This window comes from Vibrio sp. FE10, from assembly GCF_030297155.1.
Taxonomy (GTDB): Bacteria; Pseudomonadota; Gammaproteobacteria; order Enterobacterales; family Vibrionaceae; genus Vibrio; species Vibrio apostichopi.
The window spans coordinates 3,128,034-3,149,162 of the sequence record NZ_AP028067.1 but is presented as its reverse complement, the minus strand read 5'-3'; the positions used below and the strand labels follow the sequence as shown (position 1 = coordinate 3,149,162).

Here is a 21,129-nt window from a genome sequence, read left to right as displayed (position 1 = left end):
CTCAATTAACTAATTAATCAATTAGATAATCAGAATTAGAAGTCGTAACGTAGACCTAGAGCGATTTCGTCTTCAGCGTCAGCAGAATTTGCTAGGCCGTTTGATACTAGGTTAGTTGTACCGATCTTATCGCCTTCAGAGATTAGGTTGAAGTTGTAAGATACGTAGCCACGGAAGTTAGGCTTAAAGTAGTACGTTGCATCGATTGCGATGTTGTCTGCAGACGTTTCGCTATCAGTTTCAGCGTTGTTGTACGTAGTTGTGAATACAGTTTGACCTAGCGTGTAAGCCGCTGCAAATTCGTAACCAGTGTAGTCAACAGATTTATTGTTGTACTCATCGCCCGATACAGTAGTTGCTTGTTTTTCACCATCAGTGAATACACCTGCGAAGTACAGGTCAGAGATAGCGTAAGATGCAGAAAGCATGTACTCGTTAGATTGGTCTTGGTCTGCGTAACCAGCACCTAGTTTAGCGCCAGTTTCACCGATTGCGTAGATAGCAGATAGAGAGTAACCATCTTTACCGTTGTCAGTGAACTCACCGTTAGTTTCTGAACGGTCAGCGAAACGGTAGCTTGCTTTCAGGCCTAGGTCTTGGAATTGACCTTTGTAAGAAAGCATGTTGTCTGAACGGTCAGCTACAGCTAGTTTGTCTGCAGCAGAGTTACCGTGGTATGCCATGATATCTGTGAAGTCAGTGATTACGCCTAGAGCACCTTCGTTCTTACCGTAAGTTACTTCACCGAATGTACCGCCTAGACCAGCGTACGTGTAACGGTTAGTGATATCACCATCGTTGTTATCAGTAGCGCCGCCGTTTTCAGCAGTTGTGAATTCGCCTTCGTAGAAACCAACACCGTATAGACCGTCTTGGATTTCAACTTTACCTAGGAAGTTAAGACGGATACGTGTTTTGTCTTCAGCTTTGCCATCTTTTAAAGATAGACGAGCTTCAGCACGGCCGCCCATTTCAACAGAGTTACCGTCTTGGTTGTATAGTTCTGCCGCGTTAGCGCCAGTAGCAAGAGCTGCAGCAGATACAGCAAGCGCGATCATAGTCTTGTTCATGTTATTAATTCCTAATTACTGTCCATAAAGGTATTTATCAAGGATTTGAATCCTTTTTGTGTATTGCTCGTATTAATCAAGCTTCATAATCATGCTTAGAACAAAAGCGTGAAACTTGCCAGAGCAATTCATGGGGTACTTTTTACCCCTAAAGTTCCATAGTCAGTTAGTAAAATGATATCAATAAAAATAGTGAACACTGTTTTATTATATTTACTGTTAGTTAAGCTGTTGTTTTAACTTTGTTTTTATAAAAGTGTGATCTGCGTTTATTTGGTTTGTTTTTGTTTTTTTTAGGTATTTATTTGCTGACTTATTGATGGGGAGGTTAATATTCATTTTTGTGATGTCTGTAATTTAGACCTAGATAAAGCTTTTATAATACAAAGTGGAATAAAGGTGATTTAGCCATCAAGTTTGTTTACACTAAGCCAAATCGTTTTGTTTCTATCACCCAATAAGTATGTTGGGTGGATTTATGTTGGCCAAAGAAAGCTTTGGCATAGAGGTAAAAAATGGAAAAGGTTCCAATGACAGTACGTGGCGCTCAGAAGCTACGTGACGAATTAGATCGCCTACTTAAGCTACGTCCTATTATTTCAGCAGCTATTGGTGAAGCACGTGAACTAGGTGACTTGAAAGAGAACGCTGAATATCACGCCGCTCGTGAAGAGCAGGGTATCTGTGAAGCTCAAATTCGAGATATCGAATACAAGCTATCGCTAGCTCAGATCATCGACGTAACTCAAATGGATAACACAGGTAAGGTTATCTTTGGTACTACGGTTACTTTGATTGACGTAGATACTGATGAAGAATTCCGTTACCAAATCGTTTCTGAAGATGAAGCTGAAATCAAAACTGGCCGCATTTCGGTGAAATCACCGATCGCTCGTGGTCTGATTGGTAAGATGGAAGGTGACGAGGTTATTATCTCTACACCTGGCGGTGATAAAGACTTCGAAATCGACAAAGTAGAATACATCTAATTGAATTTACTTTGGTTCTAATAAGTAAAAAGGTCGCTAATGCGACCTTTTTCGTTTCTCACGCTACACTAAAAGATAAGCACAGTGGCTTTCTTGTTGCGGATCTAGCTTGATGACAAACTAGCTTATTTGCGTGGAATCTCGATTTTACGTGCTTCAGACTGACGGAACAGTACAAGAACTTTACCGATAGTTTGTACTTTCTCAGCTTTAGTTTCACGTACAATTGCATCGATAATCAGTTGCTTAGTCTCACGGTCTTCTGATGCTACTTTAATCTTGATCAGTTCGTGATGGTCTAGAGCTAATTCGATTTCCGCTAGAACAGCTTCAGTAAGTCCATTTGCGCCCATTAGCACTACAGGTTTTAAACTGTGAGCTAGGCCCTTTAGATGCTGCTTTTGTTTGGTACTTAGGTTCATTACGCGGCCAATTTTCTTTAGTATTAGGGTTGAAAAAACCTATTTTAACGCCATCTAATGCTGAAGACTATAATTTATTCAGCAATTAGTACTTTCCTCCAATTTAGGTATCCAATGAGTAAACAGAAACACTCGGCCAGTTCAGGCCGTTGGTTGAAGGAACACTTCGACGACAAGTACGCAAATGAGGCGAGAAAGAAAGGCTATCGTTCACGTGCTTATTTCAAAATGGAAGAGATTCAAGCGAAAGATAAATTGTTGTCTCCTGCGATGACCGTTGTGGATTTGGGTGCAGCTCCTGGCGGTTGGTCTCAATATGCTGCTAAGATTATTGGTGACAGTGGACAAATCATTGCGTGTGACTTGTTACCTATGGACCCAATCGCTGGAGTGAGCTTTTTACAAGGTGATTTCCGCGAAGAAGCAGTATTGGAAGCGTTGTTAGATCGTATTCAACCTAATATGGTTGATGTGGTTATGTCTGACATGGCTCCTAACATTGCGGGAAATAACTCAGTAGACCAACCAAGAGCTATGTACTTGGTTGAATTAGCTTTGGATATGTGTCGACAAGTTCTAGCTACCAATGGTAGTTTTGTTGTTAAAGTATTCCAAGGCGAAGGGTTTGACCAATACGTTAAAGATGTCCGTGAGATGTTTAAAACGGTTAAGGTCAGAAAACCCGACTCTTCTCGAGCTCGTTCTCGTGAAGTGTTTATCGTAGCCACTGGTTACAAAGGTTAACGATTCTGTTCGATTTTGAACCGTTAACAATATAGCTACAGGTTACAAACTGTAGTACCCTACCTTTAATTACAATTAGTTATCGAGAGGCTGACACCTTGAGTGACATGGCAAAAAATTTAATTCTGTGGCTAGTTATCGCTGTAGTGCTTATGTCTGTATTCCAGAGCTTCGGCCCTGGTGAAAGTAATGGCAGAGCAGTTGATTACACCACGTTTGTACAGGAAGTTGGCCAAGGCCAGATTCAAGACGCACAGTTCAATAACAGTGAAATCTCTTTCACCCGTCGTGGTGGTGGTGCTAAGTATGTAACTTACATGCCTGTTTATGATCAGAAGCTACTTGATGACTTAATTAACCAAAACGTGAAAGTTCAGGGCACACCACCTGAAGAGCAGAGCCTGCTTGGCACTATCTTCATCTCTTGGTTCCCAATGATCTTACTGATTGGTGTGTGGATTTTCTTCATGCGTCAAATGCAAGGCGGCGGCGGCGGTAAAGGCGCAATGTCGTTTGGTAAGAGCAAAGCTCGAATGATGAGCGAAGAACAAATTAAAACGATGTTTGCTGATGTTGCAGGTTGTGACGAAGCAAAAGAAGACGTTAAAGAACTTGTTGACTACCTTCGTGACCCAAGTCGTTTCCAAAAATTAGGTGGTAAGATTCCTACAGGTATCCTGTTGGTTGGTCCTCCTGGTACTGGTAAGACATTGCTTGCAAAAGCGATTGCGGGTGAAGCAAAAGTACCGTTCTTTACTATCTCTGGTTCTGACTTCGTAGAAATGTTCGTTGGTGTTGGTGCATCTCGTGTGCGTGACATGTTCGAACAAGCTAAGAAGGCTGCACCATGTATCATCTTTATCGATGAAATCGATGCAGTAGGTCGTCAACGTGGCGCTGGTGTTGGTGGTGGTCACGATGAACGTGAGCAAACACTGAACCAAATGCTGGTTGAGATGGATGGTTTCGAAGGTAACGAAGGTATTATTGTTATCGCTGCGACTAACCGTCCAGACGTACTTGACCCAGCACTACTTCGTCCAGGTCGTTTTGACCGTCAAGTTGTGGTTGGTCTACCTGATGTACGTGGTCGTGAACAGATTCTTAAAGTACACATGCGTAAAGTTCCACTGTCAGGCGATGTTGAACCATCTCTGATTGCTCGTGGTACTCCAGGTTTCTCTGGTGCAGATCTTGCGAACCTTGTTAACGAAGCGGCTCTATTTGCTGCTCGCGGAAACAAACGCAATGTCTCTATGGTTGAGTTTGAACTTGCGAAAGATAAGATCATGATGGGTGCAGAGCGCCGTTCAATGGTTATGTCTGAAGAAGTGAAAGAGTCAACGGCTTACCACGAAGCGGGTCACGCGATTGTTGGTCGTTTGGTACCTGAACACGATCCAGTGTACAAAGTATCAATCATCCCACGTGGTCGTGCACTTGGTGTGACGATGTATCTACCAGAGCAAGATCGCGTAAGCATGTCTCGCCAACATCTAGAGTCAATGATTTCTAGCTTGTACGGCGGTCGTCTTGCTGAAGAACTTATCTACGGTAAAGATAATGTTTCGACTGGTGCGTCTAACGATATCGAACGTGCAACAGATATTGCTCGTAAGATGGTTACGCAATGGGGCTTCTCTGAGAAACTGGGTCCTCTTCTTTATGCTGAAGAAGAAGGCGAAGTTTTCCTAGGTCGCGGCATGAGTCAAGCGAAGCATGTTTCTGACGATACAACTCGACTTATCGATGAAGAAATTCGCATTCTTATCGACCGCAACTACGCTCGAGCTAAGCAAATCCTAGAAGATAATATGGATTTGATGCACTCGATGAAAGATGCGCTTATGAAGTACGAAACGATCGATGCAGGTCAGATTGATGACCTCATGGAACGTAAGACTGACATTCGTGAGCCTGCTGGTTGGGGTGACCAGGCAAAAGCTGAACCTGCAAAGGAAGAAGCCAAGCCTGAAGCTGAGGAAAAACCTGAAGCTAAAGCCGAACCAAAAGCTGAAGAGTCAAAAGTTGAAGAAGCTAAATCTGAATCAGATGACGCTCAAAACAAAGATTCTTAATCGCTAAGCTATTAATTAAAACCCTGAGTACGCTCAGGGTTTTTCTGTTTCTAGCGCAAAGTGTTTTAACCTTTTAAGACCTGCCTTCCATGATATTACAAGCAAACAGTAAAACACTCCTTTTAGACCGTCCGCATGTGATGGGTATCCTCAATGTTACGCCCGACTCATTTTCTGATGGTGGTCAATTCAACTCATTAGAGAAAGCATTGCAGCAAGCTGAACGCATGATCAAAGCTGGTGTCAGTATTATTGATATCGGTGGTGAATCTACCCGACCGGGAGCGCCTGAAGTTACATTGGAAGATGAACTCTCAAGGGTTATACCTGCAATTAAAGCGATTCGAGCTAATTTTGATGTGTGGATTTCTATTGATACCAGCAAAGCGGAAGTGATGCGTCAAGCCGTTGAAGCGGGAGCTGACTTGATCAATGATGTGCGAGCTCTGCAAGAGCCGGGTGCTTTAGAGGCTGCTGCTCAAGCTCAAGTTCCCGTTTGTTTGATGCACATGAAAGGCCAGCCAAGAACCATGCAAGCTAACCCTAGCTATGACGATGTTTTCACGGATGTTGAAGACTTTTTAAAAGAAAGGGTTGAGGCTTGTGAGGCTGTCGGCATATCTAAAGAGCAACTTATTTTAGATCCTGGTTTTGGCTTTGGTAAAACCATAGAGCATAATTACCACCTATTAGCGCACCTTGAAAAATTTCATACGCTTGGCTTGCCAATCTTAGCGGGTATCTCGAGAAAATCGATGATCTTTAAGCTGCTAGATAAAGCACCAGCAGATTGCATGGTAGGAAGTGTTACTTGCGCCACCATTGCAGCGATGAAAGGTGCTCAAATTATTCGCGTTCACGATGTAGAAGATACATTGGAAGCGATGAAGATAATTGAAGTGATGAACAACAATCACTAAATAATAATTAAGGAAAATCAATATGTCTGATAAAAGACGTTACTTCGGAACAGATGGCGTACGTGGCAAAGTGGGTCAGTACCCAATTACACCTGATTTTGTTTTGAAGCTTGGCTGGGCTGCGGGTCGTGTTTTGGCAAAGCAGGGCACAAAGAAAGTGATTATCGGTAAAGATACTCGTATTTCTGGTTACATGCTTGAGTCTGCTTTAGAAGCTGGCTTAGCTGCTGCGGGTCTTCAGGCTACGTTTACGGGGCCAATGCCGACACCAGCTGTTGCTTACCTAACACAAACTTTCCGTGCTGAGGCGGGGATCGTTATCTCGGCATCACACAACCCATATTACGATAACGGCATTAAGTTCTTCTCTTCTGAAGGTACTAAGTTGTCAGACGAAATTGAGTTGGCAATCGAAGCTGAACTAGACAAAGATATCGAGTGCGTGGAATCTTCAGTACTAGGTAAAGCTGTTCGCTTAAATGATGCAGCAGGCCGTTATATTGAATTTTGTAAAAGTACATTCCCGCACAAAATGACATTAGCCGGAATGAAAATAGTGGTTGATTGCGCACACGGTGCTACTTACCACATCGCACCTGCTGTATTTAAAGAGTTGGGTGCTGAAGTCATTGCTATGGGCGTGGAGCCTAATGGCACGAACATCAACCACGAAGTAGGTGCGACAGATGTGCGTGCTCTGCAAGCTAAAGTGGTTGAAGAGAAAGCAGCTCTAGGCCTTGGCTTTGATGGCGACGGTGACCGTATCATTATGGTTGATGAGCTAGGCAACAAGGTTGATGGCGACCAAATCGCTTACATCATTGCTCGTGATGCGCTACGTCGTGGTGAACTAAAAGGCGGTGTTGTTGGTACATTGATGACGAACCTTGGTATGGAAAATGGACTTAAGCAATTAGGTATTCCATTTGTACGTGCTGCTGTAGGTGACCGTTATGTAATGGAGCAGCTTCTTGTTAAAGGCTGGAAGATCGGTGCAGAAAACTCTGGCCATGTGATTCTATTAGATAAAGTAACGACGGGTGATGCCATCGTTGCTGCGCTGCAAGTGTTGGCTTCAGTGGTTGATAGTGAAATGACACTGAATGAACTTTCTCAAGGTATGACGTTATACCCTCAAGTTTTAGAAAATGTTCGTTTCAGCGGTGACTCAAACCCACTAGAAGCAGAGGCGGTTAAAACGGCTGTTGTTGAAGTGGAAGCTGAGCTTGGCGAAAAAGGGCGAGTATTACTGCGTAAGTCAGGTACAGAGCCTCTATTGAGAGTGATGGTTGAAGGTGAAGATGCTGATCTTGTTCAGAAATCTGCACTTAAGATTGCTGATGCTGTAAAAGCGAATTGCTAATTAAATAGTTTATCGCTGTGGCGTGCATCATCATGCCCGTGATTAGGTCTGTTTAACTTATGCCTTGCTGAAAAGCGACACAAACGAGTTTTGTGTCGCTTTTGACCTTTTTTTAACCACTCGTTTGTTAAAGGCTTATTTTTTAGCAAATTCCCCTTGTCAGTCATCGTCGCATTCGCTAGTATTGCTCGGCCTTCAGTTAGGAGGTCGCTAGCCTTGTTCTTAAAAATAGTTTTTTGAACGGCGCTGGCTCAACAATTAGGAACATAGGTGGAAAAATGTTTACAGTTCTACTTGTGATTTACCTGTTGGCAGCGCTTGGTGTAATTGGCCTAGTGTTGATTCAACAAGGTAAAGGCGCAGATATGGGAGCCTCATTCGGTGCTGGCGCTTCAAACACTGTGTTTGGTGCTGGTGGCTCAGGAAATTTCCTTACCCGAATGACTGCAATTTTTGCAACTACATTTTTTATCCTTAGCTTAGTGCTTGGTAATATGTCTACACATAAAACTGAGTCACAATGGATTAACCCGACTGAAGGTCAGGTAATTCAGCAAGCTGAAGATGCAGTGAGTGAAGTTCCGGCGCAAGGCGACGAGATTCCACAATAATCTGCAAAGATTTGATGCCGAGATGGTGAAATTGGTAGACACGCTAGCATGAGGTGCTAGTGCCTTAGGGTGTGAGGGTTCGAGTCCCTCTCTCGGCACCATGTTTACAAACTTGTAAAACATCTTGTTGGGCGTATAATGCTCACAAGTCGGACGCGGGATGGAGCAGTTTGGTAGCTCGTCGGGCTCATAACCCGAAGGTCGTCGGTTCAAATCCGGCTCCCGCAACCAATTCCAATGCTATTATATAGCGTGTATTGGTAGCAAGTTTGCACAGTGTGAACCTCACTGTGAGTTAAGTGTAATATCAAATATGATGGCACTTAACATATAAGGGTCCAGCAACAAAAACCCCGGCTTATACGGGGTTTTTTGTTATCTAAGCATTTGTAAATGCAATTTAGATAATGTTTGCTTGGAATTTAAATTGGGCTTTGAGCCCTTTTTTTGTTTCTGGAGTGGTTAAATGACTGGTTTAGAAAGACAACTTACTGAAATGCTTGACGCTCCAGTAGCAGCATCAGGTTATGAGTTAGTTGGATTAGAATTTATTCGTGCTGGTGAGCACTCAACGCTACGTATTTACATCGATTCACCAAATGGTATCAATGTAGACGATTGCTCTGAAGTTAGTCACCAAGTAAGTGCCGTAATGGACGTTGAAGATCCAATTTCAGTGGCTTATAACCTTGAAGTTTCTTCACCAGGTTTAGAGAGACCACTGTTCAAAGCAGAGCATTACCAACAATTTATTGGTCACGAGGTAAGCATCGTTTTGAAAATGGCTGTCGGCAACCGTCGTAAATGGAAAGGTGATATCCAATCTATTGAAGGCGAGACAGTAAAAGTATTGGTTGAAGGACAAGAAGAAGAATTCGTCCTGAGCAATATTGCGAAAGCTAACCTGATCCCTAAATTTTAGTTCTCCTAGAGAGATGAGCTTAAGAGGCTAGATTAATGAACAAAGAAATTTTGGCGGTAGTAGAAGCTGTTTCTAATGAGAAAGCAGTTCCTCGTGAGCGTATTTTTGAAGCGCTTGAAATCGCGCTTGCAACGGCAACAAAAAAGAAAAGCGAACTAGAAATCGAAGTTCGTGTTGAAATTGACCGTAAAACGGGTAATTTCGAAACTTTCCGCCGTTGGGAAGCTGTTGAGGAAGTTGAATTCCCAACAAAAGAAATCTCTATTGAAGCTGCGAAGTACGATGACCCAGAGATCGAACTTGGCGGTTTCATTGAAGATGACATCGAATCAGTAACGTTTGACCGTATTACGACTCAAACGGCTAAGCAAGTTATCGTACAGAAAGTACGTGAAGCTGAGCGTGCTCAAATCGTTGAGCAGTTCATCGATAACGAAGGTGAGCTAGTTACTGGTGTTGTTAAGAAAGTAAACCGTGACACTATTATCCTAGACCTAGGTAGCAACGCTGAAGCGGTAATCCTTCGTGATGACCAGCTTCCTCGTGAAAACTTCCGTCCAGGTGACCGTGTTCGTGGTCTTCTATACGCAGTTAAGCCAGAAGCTCGCGGCTTCCAGTTGTTCATTACTCGCTCTAAGCCTGAAATGCTAGCTGAACTATTCCGCGTTGAAGTGCCTGAGATTGGTGAAGAGCTAATTGAACTTAAAGGTGCTGCACGTGACGCTGGTTCTCGTGCTAAAATCGCTGTTAAAACAAACGACAAACGTATTGACCCTGTTGGTGCGTGTGTTGGTATGCGTGGTGCACGTGTACAAGCTGTTTCTAACGACCTTGGCGGTGAGCGTATCGATATCGTGCTTTGGGACGATAACCCGGCGCAATTCGTAATCAACGCAATGGCTCCTGCTGATGTGGCTTCTATCATCGTTGATGAAGATACACATTCAATGGACATCGCGGTTGAAGCTGACAACCTAGCGCAAGCTATCGGTCGTAGCGGTCAAAACGTACGTCTAGCTTCTCAACTAACTGGTTGGGAACTGAACGTAATGACTGTTGAAGATCTTCAGAAGAAGCACCAAGAAGAAGCCGTTGCTTCAATTGAAAACTTCATGAAGCACCTAGACATCGAAGAAGACTTTGCTCAAATGCTTGTTGAAGAAGGTTTCTCTACGCTTGAAGAAGTAGCCTACGTTCCTGTAAACGAGCTTCTTGAAGTGGACGGTCTAGACGAAGGTATCGTCGAAGAACTACGTAACCGCGCAAAAGACGCACTGACTACTCTAGCGCTAGCGAAAGAAGAAACTTTCGATGGTGTTGAGCCTGCTGAAGACCTACTTGCACTTGAAGGTCTTGAGCGTGAAATGGCTTACAAGCTAGCTGCAAAAGGCGTTGCTACATTGGAAGACCTAGCTGACCAAGGCGTTGATGAACTAGAAGGCATCGAAGACCTAACTGCAGAGCGTGCGGGCGAGCTGATTATGGCTGCGCGTAACATCTGTTGGTTCGGCGACGAAGAATAATTCAGCAAGGAGAGAGAGCGGTATGACACAATTAACAGTTAAAGCACTGAGTGAAGAGATTGGTACGCCAGTTGACCGCTTAATTGAACAACTTGCTGATGCAGGCATGAAGAAAGCAGGGTCGGATCAAGTGACTGATTCAGAGAAGCAAACATTGCTAACGCACCTTAAAAAGGAGCACGGCGATACTTCAGGTGAAACAGAACCGACTCGTTTAACTCTTCAACGCAAGACCCGCAGCACGCTAAGTGTTGCCGCTGGAGGCGGTAAGAGTAAGGATGTTCAAGTAGAGGTACGTAAAAAACGTACTTACGTGAAGCGCAGCGCTATTGAAGATGAAGCGAAACGTGAGGCTGAGGATGCAGCTAATCGTGAAGCGGAAGAGAAAGCACAACGCGATGCTGAAGAGCAAGCGAAACGTGATGCTGCAGAGAAAGCACAGCGCGAAGCCGAAGCAAAAGTAACACGTGAAGCGGATGCAAAACGTGAAGCTGAAGAGAAGGCTCAACGCGCACAAGCTGATAAGGCTAAAAAAGACATGAATTCAAAAAATGCAGACGCTAACGCACAAGCGAAAAAAGAAGCGGATGAACTAAAAGCTCGTCAAGAGCAAGAAGCAACTCGTAAAGCAGAAGCTGAAGCAGCTAAGCTTGTTGAAGAGGCTCGTAAGTTAGCAGAAGAAAACCAAGAACGTTGGTCTGAAGAAGAGAAGAAGAAGAAAGAGCAAGAGAAATCTGCGGATTACCATGTGACTACTTCTACTTATGCTCGTGAAGCAGAAGATGCGGCTGATAAAAAAGATGAGAAAGCTCCTCGTCGTCGCAAGAAGAAACCTGCTCCAGCAGCTCAACCTGGCAACAACCGTGGTGGTCGTAACCAACGTGGTCGTGGCGGTAAAGGTAAGCTAGCTAAACCAACTTCAATGCAACAAGGCTTCGATAAGTCAGCAACTGTTGCTAAATCTGATGTTGCTATCGGCGAAACTATCGTTGTTTCTGAACTGGCTAGCAAAATGTCAGTTAAAGCAACTGAAGTTATCAAAGTGATGATGAAGATGGGCGCTATGGCGACTATCAACCAAGTGATCGACCAAGAAACAGCACAACTTGTTGCTGAAGAAATGGGCCACAAGGTTATCCTTCGCAAAGAAAACGAATTAGAAGAAGCAGTGCTAGCTGACCGTGATAGCGATGCTATCGCAGAAGGTCGTGCTCCTGTTGTTACTATCATGGGTCACGTTGACCACGGTAAAACTTCTACACTTGATTACATTCGTAAAGCACACGTTGCTTCTGGCGAAGCTGGCGGTATCACGCAGCACATTGGTGCTTACCACGTAGATACTGACAACGGCATGATCACGTTCCTTGATACTCCTGGACACGCGGCGTTTACAGCTATGCGTGCTCGTGGTGCTCAAGCGACAGATATCGTTGTACTTGTTGTTGCAGCAGACGATGGCGTAATGCCACAAACAATCGAAGCAATCCAGCACGCGAAAGCGGCAGGCGTTCCTCTGATTGTTGCTGTGAACAAGATCGACAAAGAGGGTGCAAACCCAGACAACGTTAAGAATGAGCTAGCTCAATACGACGTTATCCCTGAAGAATGGGGCGGTGAGAACATCTTCGTTCACATCTCTGCAAAACAGGGTACAAACATCGATGGTCTTCTAGAAGCTATCCTTCTTCAGTCTGAAGTTCTTGAACTTACAGCGGTTAAAGAAGGCATGGCATCTGGTGTTGTTGTTGAATCTCGTCTTGATAAAGGTCGCGGTCCAGTTGCAACAGTACTAGTACAGTCTGGTACTCTAAACAAAGGCGACATCGTTCTTTGTGGTCAAGAGTACGGCCGTGTTCGTGCAATGCGTGATGAAAACGGTAAAGACATCGAAACTGCAGGTCCATCTATCCCTGTAGAAATTCTAGGTCTTTCTGGCGTTCCTGCTTCAGGTGATGAAGCAACGGTTGTACGTGATGAGCGTAAAGCGCGTGAAGTTGCAAACTACCGTCAAGGTAAATTCCGTGATGTTAAACTAGCTCGCCAACAAAAAGCGAAACTAGAGAACATGTTCGCGAACATGACGGCTGGTGAAGTTGCTGAACTTAACGTTGTACTTAAAGCAGACGTTCAAGGTTCTGTAGAAGCGATTGCTGACTCTCTACTGAAACTGTCAACTGACGAAGTTAAAGTGAACATCGTAGGTTCTGGTGTTGGTGGTATTACGGAAACTGATGCAACGCTTGCAGCAGCTTCTAACGCTATCATCCTTGGTTTCAACGTACGTGCTGACGCAACTGCGCGCGGTACTGTTCAGAATGAAAACCTAGATCTACGTTACTACTCAATCATTTACCAACTGATCGACGAAGTGAAACAGGCGATGGGTGGTATGCTTGCTCCTGAATTCCGTCAAGAGATCATTGGTCTTGCTCAAGTTCGTGACGTATTTAAGTCGCCTAAACTTGGTGCAATCGCTGGTTGTATCGTTACTGAAGGTACTATTAAGCGTAGCAACCCAATCCGCGTACTTCGCGAAAACGTTGTTATCTACGAAGGTGAACTAGAGTCACTTCGTCGCTTTAAAGATGACGTTCAAGAAGTTAAAAATGGTTACGAGTGTGGTATCGGCGTTAAGAACTACAACGACGTTCGCGTTGGTGACCAGATCGAAGTATTCGAAATTGTTGAAGTTAAACGTACTCTAGACTAATCAGTCTGTACGACTCGACATATTGACTAAGGTTACTAACATTACTAGTAAAGGTAATAAGTAATCGGTTGTTGAATACACCATGGGGGGCTGGTAATTACCAAGCCCCCCATCTTTCTAAGTGAGAAAAGAAAATGTCAAAAGAATTTAGCCGCACACAACGTGTGTCTCAGCAGCTTCAAAAAGAGCTAGCACTTATCCTACAACGTGAAGTTCGTGACTCACGCATTGGTATGGTAACGATTTCAGATGTAGAAGTGTCTCGTGACCTTGCTTACGCAAAAGTGTTCGTGACTTTCCTATGTATCGGTGAGCAAACACCTGAATCATGTCTTGCTGCTCTTAAAGAGCATGAAGTGCCAGTTCGTATGGCTCTTGGTAAGCGTATTCGTCACCGTCTAACACCTGAAGTTCGCTTTACTTACGACAACACTTTGGTTGAAGGCATGCGTATGTCTAACCTAGTTAGCGAAGTATTGAACGACGACAAGCGTAAGCAAGAAGAAGCTGGCCGTACTGAGGATACTCAGTCTAAGGACGAAGAGTAATGGCTCGCCGTCGTAAAGGTCGCCCTATAAACGGGGTAATTCTGTTAGATAAGCCGACAGGTATTTCATCTAATGATGCACTGCAAAAAGTAAAACGTATTTACTTTGCAGAGAAAGCAGGGCACACCGGTGCTCTGGATCCTCTTGCGACTGGCATGCTGCCAATTTGTCTTGGTGAAGCAACGAAGTTTTCTCAGTTTCTATTAGATTCTGATAAGCGCTACGTTGTTATTGCTAAGCTTGGTGAGCGTACCAACACTTCAGACTCTGATGGTGAAGTGGTTGAAACGCGTGATATCAACGTGACTCAAGAGCAACTTGAACGCTGCATTGCAAGCTTCAAAGGTGAAACCGACCAGATACCATCAATGTTCTCAGCATTGAAGTATCAAGGTAAGCCTTTGTATGAATACGCACGTGCAGGTATCGAGGTTCCTCGTGAGTCTCGCAAGATCACTGTGTACTCTATTGAGCTACTTCGCTTTGAAGGCGATGAAGTTGAGATGGAAGTGCATTGTTCTAAAGGGACTTATATCCGTACGATCACCGACGATCTTGGTGAAATGCTAGGTTGTGGTGCTCATGTGACAATGCTTCGTCGTACTGGTGTTGCAAAGTACCCGTATGAACGCATGGTTACCTTGGAGCAGCTGAACGAAATTCTAGAGCAAGCACAAGCGCAAGAAATTGCACCTAAAGAGTTGCTTGATCCATTGCTAATGCCAATGGACACGGCTGTAGAAGATTTACCTGAAGTTAACTTGAATGCGGAACTGACTGATCTTGTTCAGCACGGTATGCCCGTTCAAGTCGCAGGCGCTCCTGCTGAAGGTACCGTTCGCATGACAAGCGGTGAAGAGAAGCTGTTTGTTGGCGTTGCTCAAATTGCTGAAGATGGCCGAGTTGCACCGAAACGTTTGGTTGTTTTCAGAGATGAAGAGCCACAAGCGTAACGCCTATACCAATCGTAGTAAATAACTGGTCATCCTAGCTTGTTAAAACGCTCGATAACTTCGTTATAAATTTTGATTGTAGAATAACTACTTATCGAAAATTTCTGCCTTGTTCTCAAGCCTTTTTCCTACGCTATTTATGATCACTTACTTACTGTGATTGGTATTAAATCGAGTCTGATATTAGCGCTGAGTCGTGAAAGACGAGTAGATAATACAGAAAGCGAGCCCTTAATTTTAATGGTTCGCTTTTTTCGTTTTTCATCAGTTCGATTGTTATTGCACCAACACGTAAACTTCCCTATAATCTTCGGCTCGCGTAGCGGCTGAATCAGAGATTGGCTGCTACAAATATAAACTTACTCTTATCAGGAGAGATTTATGTCTCTGAATGCAGAAACTAAAGCAGCAATCGTTGCAGAATACGCACAATCTGAAGGCGACACAGGTTCACCAGAAGTACAAGTAGCACTACTTACTGCTTCTATCAACCACCTACAAGGTCACTTCAAAGCGCACAAACACGATCACCACAGCCGTCGTGGTCTATTACGTATGGTTTCTAGCCGTCGTAAGCTTCTTGATTACTTGAAAGGCAAAAACCTTACTCGTTACCAAGACCTAATCAAGCGTCTAGGCCTACGTCGCTAATAGCGATGTCTGCAAAGACAGTTTGAAGAAAAGGAGCATTTATGCTCCTTTTTTTGTGCCTGTAAGAAAATGTTTGGCCGGATGCACAGAATATCATCTGGCTTTTTCTGATAGGAAATATCTCTCCTAATAAAAATAGTTTATACTACGCCCGCCTATGCGTTTTCGACGCTGGGCAATCAACCTCTCAAGACGTTACAGTCACATGTCGGCCAATAGGTCGCGACTATTCAAAGGCGGATTTGGTCTTAATTCGGCGTATGAACTCATACAAAGAAGCATCATTCCCAAGTCTCTTTTCACTAGTCGCGATTGGTAATATCTTGAGTCATTCTTCACTTAATCTAAAGTCATGACTTTAGAGCTAAGGATATACAATGTTTGAAAAACCAGTTGTAAAATCGTTCCAGTACGGTAACCACACCGTTACTCTAGAAACGGGCGTAATGGCACGTCAAGCTACTGCTGCTGTAATGGCGACTATGGACGATACATCAGTATTCGTTTCTGTTGTTGCTAAGAAAGAAGCTGTTGCAGGCCAAGATTTCTTCCCTCTAACAGTTAACTACCAAGAGCGTACATACGCTGCGGGTAAAATCCCTGGTGGTTTCTTCAAGCGTGAAGGTCGTCCTTCTGAAGGCGAAACGCTAACAGCTCGTCTGATTGACCGTCCAATTCGTCCACTTTTCCCAAGTGCGTTTAAAAACGAAGTTCAAGTTATCGCTACGGTTGTTTCTATCAACCCTGACGTAAACCCAGACATGATCACTATGATCGCAACGTCTGCTGCGCTTGCTATCTCTGGTGCTCCATTCAATGGTCCTATCGGTGCTGCACGTGTTGGTCACATCGACGGCGAACTTGTTCTTAACCCATCAAATACTGAGCTTGAAAACTCTAAACTAGACCTAGTTGTGTCTGGTACAGAAGGCGCAGTACTAATGGTTGAATCTGAAGCAGATAACCTGTCTGAAGAAGAAATGCTTTCAGCTGTTGTTTACGGTCATGACCAACAACAAGTTGTAATCAAAGCGATCAACGAATTTGCAGCTGAAGTTGCAACTCCATCTTGGAACTGGGAAGCACCAGTAGTTAACACTGAGCTTAAAGCTCGTGTTGCTGAACTGGCTGAAACTCGTCTATCTGACGCGTACCAGATCACTGAGAAAATGGCTCGTTACGAGCAAGTTGGCGCAATCAAAACTGAAGCGGTTGCTGCTCTTCTAGCTCAAGACGTAAACCTAGATGAGCGCGAAATCCGCGGCATGCTTGGTTCTCTAGAGAAAAACGTAGTACGTAGCCGCATCATTGCTGGCAACCCACGTATCGATGGCCGTGAAAAAGACATGGTTCGTGCGCTAGACGTACGTACTGGTGTTCTTCCACGTACACACGGTTCTTCTCTATTCACTCGTGGTGAAACTCAAGCACTTGTTACTGCAACGCTTGGTACACAACGTGATGCACAAATCATCGACAGCCTAATGGGTGAGAAGAAAGACAACTTCCTTCTACACTACAACTTCCCTCCATACTGTGTAGGTGAGACTGGTTTCGTTGGTTCTCCTAAGCGTCGTGAAATTGGTCACGGTAAGCTTGCTAAACGTGGTATCCAAGCAGTAATGCCTTCTGTTGACGAATTCCCATACACCGTTCGTGTTGTATCGGAAATCACAGAATCTAACGGTTCTTCTTCAATGGCTTCTGTATGTGGTACATCTCTAGCACTTATGGATGCTGGTGTTCCAATCAAAGCTTCTGTTGCGGGTATCGCAATGGGTCTTGTTAAAGAAGGCGACGATTTCGTTGTTCTTTCTGACATCCTTGGCGACGAAGATCACTTAGGTGACATGGACTTTAAAGTAGCAGGTACTAACGCTGGTATCACTGCACTTCAAATGGACATCAAGATCGAAGGTATCACTAAAGAGATCATGCAAATTGCACTTAACCAAGCGCAAGGTGCACGTAAGCACATCCTTTCTGTAATGGATGAAGCTATCTCTGGTGCTCGTGAAGATATCTCTGAATTCGCTCCACGTATCCACACAATGAAAATCAGCTCTGATAAGATCAAAGATGTTATCGGTAAAGGCGGCGCAGTTATCCGTGCTCTTTGTGAAGAAACAGGTACTACAATCGAAATCGAAGACGATGGCACAATCAAGATTGCTGCTACTGAAGGCGCAGCTGCTAAAGAAGCTATCCGTCGTATCGAAGAAATCACTGCTGAAGTTGAAGTTGGCCGCATTTACCAAGGTAAAGTTGCTCGTCTAGCTGACTTCGGTGCATTCGTTACTATCCTTCCAGGTAAAGATGGTCTAGTACACATCTCTCAAATCGCTGACAAGCGTGTTGAGAAAGTGTCTGACTACCTAACTGAAGGTCAAGAAGTGCCAGTTAAGGTTCTTGAAATTGACCGTCAAGGCCGTGTACGTCTAAGCATGAAAGAAGCAGTTGAAACGCCAGCTGAAGGCGAAGCACCTGCTGCTGAGTAATTCTTAGCCTACTAATGGGACTATTGCTTTTTAGTGATTTCTAACCCATTGGTAAAAAAGCATGTTATAAAGGGGAGCATATCGCTCCCCTTTTTTATTGCGGTCATAACAGGAGTAATTATTTGTGAAATGGTTTCAAACCGCGAGTATGTGTTTACTGCTTGTACTAACTGGTTGTGCGACAACATCAGATAACACCTCACGTTGGGTTTATCCACCAATGGCTGTGCCGCTTCAACCAAGTGTTCAGCAAGAAGTGCAAATAGCACGCCTGAGTCAGTTATTACAGCGCCCAGACTTGAACGATGAAGTTCGAGCTAAAATGTTGTTCGAGCGTGGTAACTACTACGACAGCGTTGGCCTGCGTGATTTAGCACGTCTTGATTTCAATCAGTCTCTTTCATTGAATCCCGCTCAACCTGATATCTTCAACCTTTTGGGTGTTTACTTTACGCAAGTAGGGGAGTTTGATGCCGCTTATGAATCTTTTGACTCTACGTTAGAGCTTGATCCTGCAAACTCATATGCAGAACGAAATCGCTCTATCGCACTCTACTATGGCGAGCGCTATGACTTAGCCAATGAAGATATGATGAAGCACTACGCCGATGATCCTAGCGACCCGTTCCGCGCTCTGTGGCTTTACATCATTCAGCATGAACTCACGCCAGAACAAGCGAAGCTTGATTTGCAAAATCGTTACGAGAGTCGTGATGAACAGTGGGGCTGGGTATTAGTTGCGATCATGCTTGAAGATATTACTGAAGAGCAGGCGTTCAAAGCTATCCTAACAGGGACTCGTGACAACACGCTGCTAGCTCAACGCCTGACTGAAACGTACTTCTACCTTGCTAAGCGTCACCACATGAATGGTGATTACGCGAATGCTATCTCTTTGTACAAGTTAGCGGTTTCTTTTAACGTGTATGAATACGTAGAACACCGTTACTCTTTCTTAGAGTTAAGTCGTATTTTTAGTACGCTTAAGGCCGAACATTTAGCGCAAGCTAAGTTGGCCGCTGCCGAAGAAGAAGCTAACGCTAAGTAAGCGATACATTTTGATTCCGAAAAGCCGCTGCCTGTCAGCGGTTTTTTTATGACTCTTTTTTATACTCCTTTTTTATAAACGGGGTCTCGTTTTTGATTGCTTTTTATTTAAACAACATTAAAATAGTTAGCCTTGCTAACTAAATGTGAATTCTGTGGTTGGAAATCTATGTTGGATCAGAATCTAGAAAAAATTGAACGCTTTGCTTCTAAGATATGGCGAACTCAAGTGAGTGAAGATCCTATCTGCCAATTGAGCTTCAATGAGTACGATTATTTGAAGGTCATTCAAGCTTCACCAGAACCTATTCGGCTAACAGACCTTGCTATTGAGATGCAGGTGACAAAACCTTCAGCCACGACTATGGTTCAAAGGCTAGAAAGAAAAGGGCTCGTAGAACGCCAAGCTTCGCTTGAGGATGCACGCTCTAAATTGGTCATTTTAACCAAGAAAGCTGAAATTGGTTTGGAAGAAGAGAGCAAGATTTATCAGGTGATGGCACAAACGCTTGAGAGCCGTTTATCTGAGCAAGAATCCCAACTGTTGAATCAACTGTTAGATAAAGCGTTGAAGTAATTATTTTAAATATTTAGTTAGCCTTGTTAACTAATTTTTAGAGCCGTATCTCATTTTAGTGCGGCTCAATAGATGAAAGAAAGTAGAGTAAGAAATGAGTAACTCAATTAGTCGTCAATTCTGGCGATACACAATTCCTACCGTAGCGGCTATGTTGGTTAATGGCCTTTACCAAGTGGTAGATGGCATCTTTATCGGCCGTTATGTAGGCGCTGATGGACTTGCGGGTATTAACGTCGCGTGGCCTGTTATTGGTTCGATTCTCGGCATTGGTATGCTAGTGGGCGTGGGTACGGGTGCCCTTGTCTCGATTCGCCAAGGCGAAAAAGACACCAAAGGCGCTAAGCAGATCTTAGCCACGGGTCTGACCTTGCTGTTGGCGATAACGCCAATTGTCTCTGGGTTGTTGTTTCTGTTTGCTGATAACTTTTTGCTTTGGCAAGGCGCAGAAGGTCGAGTGTATGAGCTTGGCCTGCAGTACTTACATATCCTAATTGGCGCAAGTGTCTTTACCTTAGGCTCAATTGCGATGCCATTTTTACTGCGTAACGATGACAGCCCGAACTTAGCCACGATACTGATGATTGTTGGTGCGGTGATCAATATTGTATTGGATTACCTGTTTATCGCTCAGTTTGGTTGGGAGTTGAAGGGGGCGGCATTGGCAACCGCAATTGCTCAGTTTGTTGTAACCGGTCTGGGTCTGGCTTACTTCTTCTCACGTCGCGCAAACTTACGTTTACGTTGGAATGAACTGAAATTGAAGTTATCGGTTATTCCTGACATCTTCGCTATCGGGACATCCAGCTTCTTTATGTATGCGTATGGTTCGATGATGGTGGCGCTGCACAATGCCTTGTTCTCTCAATATGGCGACCAGTTGATGATTGGTGCTTACGCTATTTTGGGCTACATCGTGACGGTTTATTACCTCACAGCGGAGGGCATCGCAAATGGCATGCAGCCTTTGGTGAGTTACAACCATGGAGCTCGCAATCAAGCGAATATTCGCAAGTTACTGAAGATTGCGATGGTGAGCTCTGTCTTGATTGGTGTGGCGTTTGTGTTGCTGCTGAACGCGTTCCCACGTGAGTTTGTTTCCGTCTTTAACTCGGATGAACCTCAGCTAGTTGAGTACACAGTGTTAGGTATTCGACTACACATGTTTGCATTGGCTCTTGATGGCTTCTTAGTGGTAGCGGGTGCTTATTATCAAGCGGTGAACAAGGGCAGTAAGGCGATGTTTGTGACGATAGGTAATATGCTTATCCAATTACCTTTCTTGTACATTATGCCTAAGTTGTACGGTGTGCCGGGGATCTGGATTGCGTATCCATTGTCCAATATCGCGTTAAGCGTAGTTGTTATGATTATGCTCTACAAAGACGTAAAGAAGCTCGATGCTGCGCCGCTGGAAACCGCGACAGCGTAGGTCGTTTTTCTTAAACTGAATGATAAAAGGTCTAGCGAATGCTAGACCTTTTTTGTATCTGTTACTGA

At 44.1% G+C, this 21,129-nt stretch carries 18 protein-coding genes and 2 tRNA genes; 18 read left to right on the top strand and 2 right to left on the bottom strand.

Going from position 1 to position 21,129, the window contains the following annotated elements:
* Positions 1 to 35: 35 nt before the first annotated feature.
* Complete coding sequence (locus tag QUF19_RS13975) at positions 36 to 1,070, bottom strand: porin (protein WP_286294696.1); 1,035 nt, start codon at positions 1,068 to 1,070, stop codon at positions 36 to 38.
* Positions 1,071 to 1,585: 515 nt separating this feature from the next.
* Here QUF19_RS13975 and greA point away from each other — a divergent pair.
* Complete coding sequence (gene greA / locus QUF19_RS13970; protein ID WP_017079993.1) at positions 1,586 to 2,059, top strand: transcription elongation factor GreA; 474 nt, start codon at positions 1,586 to 1,588, stop codon at positions 2,057 to 2,059.
* 125 nt (positions 2,060 to 2,184) lie between these two features.
* Here greA and yhbY read toward each other — a convergent pair whose 3' ends face one another.
* Positions 2,185 to 2,481 (bottom strand): ribosome assembly RNA-binding protein YhbY, encoded by a 297-nt coding sequence (gene yhbY / locus QUF19_RS13965; RefSeq protein WP_004738252.1) that lies wholly within the window; start codon positions 2,479 to 2,481, stop codon positions 2,185 to 2,187.
* 114 nt (positions 2,482 to 2,595) lie between these two features.
* On the opposite strand from yhbY, the gene rlmE reads away from it, so the two are divergent.
* The 17 genes from rlmE to QUF19_RS13880 all read left to right on the top strand — a co-directional run bounded on the left by rlmE (position 2,596) and on the right by QUF19_RS13880 (position 21,061).
* Positions 2,596 to 3,225, top strand: a complete 630-nt coding sequence (gene rlmE / locus QUF19_RS13960) for a 23S rRNA (uridine(2552)-2'-O)-methyltransferase RlmE (RefSeq protein WP_017106934.1) — start codon at positions 2,596 to 2,598, stop codon at positions 3,223 to 3,225.
* A gap of 107 nt (positions 3,226 to 3,332) precedes the next feature.
* Complete coding sequence (gene ftsH, locus QUF19_RS13955) at positions 3,333 to 5,303, top strand: ATP-dependent zinc metalloprotease FtsH (protein ID WP_286294694.1); 1,971 nt, start codon at positions 3,333 to 3,335, stop codon at positions 5,301 to 5,303.
* Between the two features lie 89 nt (positions 5,304 to 5,392).
* Entirely contained in the window at positions 5,393 to 6,223 is an 831-nt protein-coding gene (gene folP / locus QUF19_RS13950; RefSeq protein WP_286294693.1) for a dihydropteroate synthase, read from the top strand.
* A 22-nt stretch (positions 6,224 to 6,245) separates the two neighbouring features.
* Entirely contained in the window at positions 6,246 to 7,586 is a 1,341-nt protein-coding gene (gene glmM, locus QUF19_RS13945; protein WP_286294691.1) for a phosphoglucosamine mutase, read from the top strand.
* A gap of 278 nt (positions 7,587 to 7,864) precedes the next feature.
* The gene (gene secG, locus QUF19_RS13940; protein WP_029223252.1) at positions 7,865 to 8,197 is read left to right on the top strand and encodes a preprotein translocase subunit SecG; all 333 of its coding nucleotides are present in this window, start codon (positions 7,865 to 7,867) and stop codon (positions 8,195 to 8,197) included.
* A gap of 16 nt (positions 8,198 to 8,213) precedes the next feature.
* Positions 8,214 to 8,298 (top strand) — tRNA-Leu (locus QUF19_RS13935).
* 53 nt (positions 8,299 to 8,351) lie between these two features.
* Positions 8,352 to 8,428, top strand: a tRNA-Met gene (locus tag QUF19_RS13930).
* A gap of 235 nt (positions 8,429 to 8,663) precedes the next feature.
* The gene (gene rimP, locus QUF19_RS13925; protein WP_004734501.1) at positions 8,664 to 9,119 is read left to right on the top strand and encodes a ribosome maturation factor RimP; all 456 of its coding nucleotides are present in this window, start codon (positions 8,664 to 8,666) and stop codon (positions 9,117 to 9,119) included.
* 35 nt (positions 9,120 to 9,154) lie between these two features.
* The gene (gene nusA, locus QUF19_RS13920; protein WP_065103003.1) at positions 9,155 to 10,642 is read left to right on the top strand and encodes a transcription termination factor NusA; all 1,488 of its coding nucleotides are present in this window, start codon (positions 9,155 to 9,157) and stop codon (positions 10,640 to 10,642) included.
* Positions 10,643 to 10,664: 22 nt separating this feature from the next.
* On the top strand, positions 10,665 to 13,355 hold the full coding sequence (gene infB, locus QUF19_RS13915; RefSeq protein WP_076672205.1) for a translation initiation factor IF-2: 2,691 nt from the start codon (positions 10,665 to 10,667) through the stop codon (positions 13,353 to 13,355).
* A gap of 134 nt (positions 13,356 to 13,489) precedes the next feature.
* The gene (gene rbfA / locus QUF19_RS13910; RefSeq protein WP_017106942.1) at positions 13,490 to 13,903 is read left to right on the top strand and encodes a 30S ribosome-binding factor RbfA; all 414 of its coding nucleotides are present in this window, start codon (positions 13,490 to 13,492) and stop codon (positions 13,901 to 13,903) included.
* Positions 13,903 to 14,856, top strand: a complete 954-nt coding sequence (gene truB, locus QUF19_RS13905; RefSeq protein ID WP_017108759.1) for a tRNA pseudouridine(55) synthase TruB — start codon at positions 13,903 to 13,905, stop codon at positions 14,854 to 14,856. The genes rbfA and truB overlap by 1 nt, the downstream gene beginning before the upstream one ends.
* 381 nt (positions 14,857 to 15,237) lie before the next feature.
* Entirely contained in the window at positions 15,238 to 15,507 is a 270-nt protein-coding gene (gene rpsO, locus QUF19_RS13900) for a 30S ribosomal protein S15 (protein ID WP_004734493.1), read from the top strand.
* Between the two features lie 377 nt (positions 15,508 to 15,884).
* Positions 15,885 to 18,005, top strand: a complete 2,121-nt coding sequence (gene pnp, locus QUF19_RS13895; protein ID WP_286294690.1) for a polyribonucleotide nucleotidyltransferase — start codon at positions 15,885 to 15,887, stop codon at positions 18,003 to 18,005.
* Positions 18,006 to 18,129: 124 nt separating this feature from the next.
* A complete protein-coding gene (gene nlpI / locus QUF19_RS13890) occupies positions 18,130 to 19,053 on the top strand; it encodes a lipoprotein NlpI (RefSeq protein ID WP_286294689.1) in 924 nt (307 codons plus the stop codon).
* 168 nt (positions 19,054 to 19,221) lie between these two features.
* The gene (locus tag QUF19_RS13885) at positions 19,222 to 19,629 is read left to right on the top strand and encodes a MarR family winged helix-turn-helix transcriptional regulator (RefSeq protein ID WP_286294688.1); all 408 of its coding nucleotides are present in this window, start codon (positions 19,222 to 19,224) and stop codon (positions 19,627 to 19,629) included.
* A gap of 94 nt (positions 19,630 to 19,723) precedes the next feature.
* Complete coding sequence (locus QUF19_RS13880; RefSeq protein ID WP_286294687.1) at positions 19,724 to 21,061, top strand: MATE family efflux transporter; 1,338 nt, start codon at positions 19,724 to 19,726, stop codon at positions 21,059 to 21,061.
* The last annotated feature ends 68 nt before the right edge of the window (positions 21,062 to 21,129 follow it).

Bases quoted from the DNA above. Each gene is read 5' to 3' on its own strand.
- QUF19_RS13975 (WP_286294696.1), bottom strand. From the start codon at position 1,070: ATGAACAAGACTATGATCGCGCTTGCTGTATCTGCTGCAGCTCTTGCT.
- greA (WP_017079993.1), top strand. From the start codon at position 1,586: ATGGAAAAGGTTCCAATGACAGTACGTGGCGCTCAGAAGCTACGTGAC.
- yhbY (WP_004738252.1), bottom strand. From the start codon at position 2,481: ATGAACCTAAGTACCAAACAAAAGCAGCATCTAAAGGGCCTAGCTCAC.
- rlmE (WP_017106934.1), top strand. From the start codon at position 2,596: ATGAGTAAACAGAAACACTCGGCCAGTTCAGGCCGTTGGTTGAAGGAA.
- ftsH (WP_286294694.1), top strand. From the start codon at position 3,333: ATGGCAAAAAATTTAATTCTGTGGCTAGTTATCGCTGTAGTGCTTATG.
- folP (WP_286294693.1), top strand. From the start codon at position 5,393: ATGATATTACAAGCAAACAGTAAAACACTCCTTTTAGACCGTCCGCAT.
- glmM (WP_286294691.1), top strand. From the start codon at position 6,246: ATGTCTGATAAAAGACGTTACTTCGGAACAGATGGCGTACGTGGCAAA.
- secG (WP_029223252.1), top strand. From the start codon at position 7,865: ATGTTTACAGTTCTACTTGTGATTTACCTGTTGGCAGCGCTTGGTGTA.
- rimP (WP_004734501.1), top strand. From the start codon at position 8,664: ATGACTGGTTTAGAAAGACAACTTACTGAAATGCTTGACGCTCCAGTA.
- nusA (WP_065103003.1), top strand. From the start codon at position 9,155: ATGAACAAAGAAATTTTGGCGGTAGTAGAAGCTGTTTCTAATGAGAAA.
- infB (WP_076672205.1), top strand. From the start codon at position 10,665: ATGACACAATTAACAGTTAAAGCACTGAGTGAAGAGATTGGTACGCCA.
- rbfA (WP_017106942.1), top strand. From the start codon at position 13,490: ATGTCAAAAGAATTTAGCCGCACACAACGTGTGTCTCAGCAGCTTCAA.
- truB (WP_017108759.1), top strand. From the start codon at position 13,903: ATGGCTCGCCGTCGTAAAGGTCGCCCTATAAACGGGGTAATTCTGTTA.
- rpsO (WP_004734493.1), top strand. From the start codon at position 15,238: ATGTCTCTGAATGCAGAAACTAAAGCAGCAATCGTTGCAGAATACGCA.
- pnp (WP_286294690.1), top strand. From the start codon at position 15,885: ATGTTTGAAAAACCAGTTGTAAAATCGTTCCAGTACGGTAACCACACC.
- QUF19_RS13885 (WP_286294688.1), top strand. From the start codon at position 19,222: ATGTTGGATCAGAATCTAGAAAAAATTGAACGCTTTGCTTCTAAGATA.
- QUF19_RS13880 (WP_286294687.1), top strand. From the start codon at position 19,724: ATGAGTAACTCAATTAGTCGTCAATTCTGGCGATACACAATTCCTACC.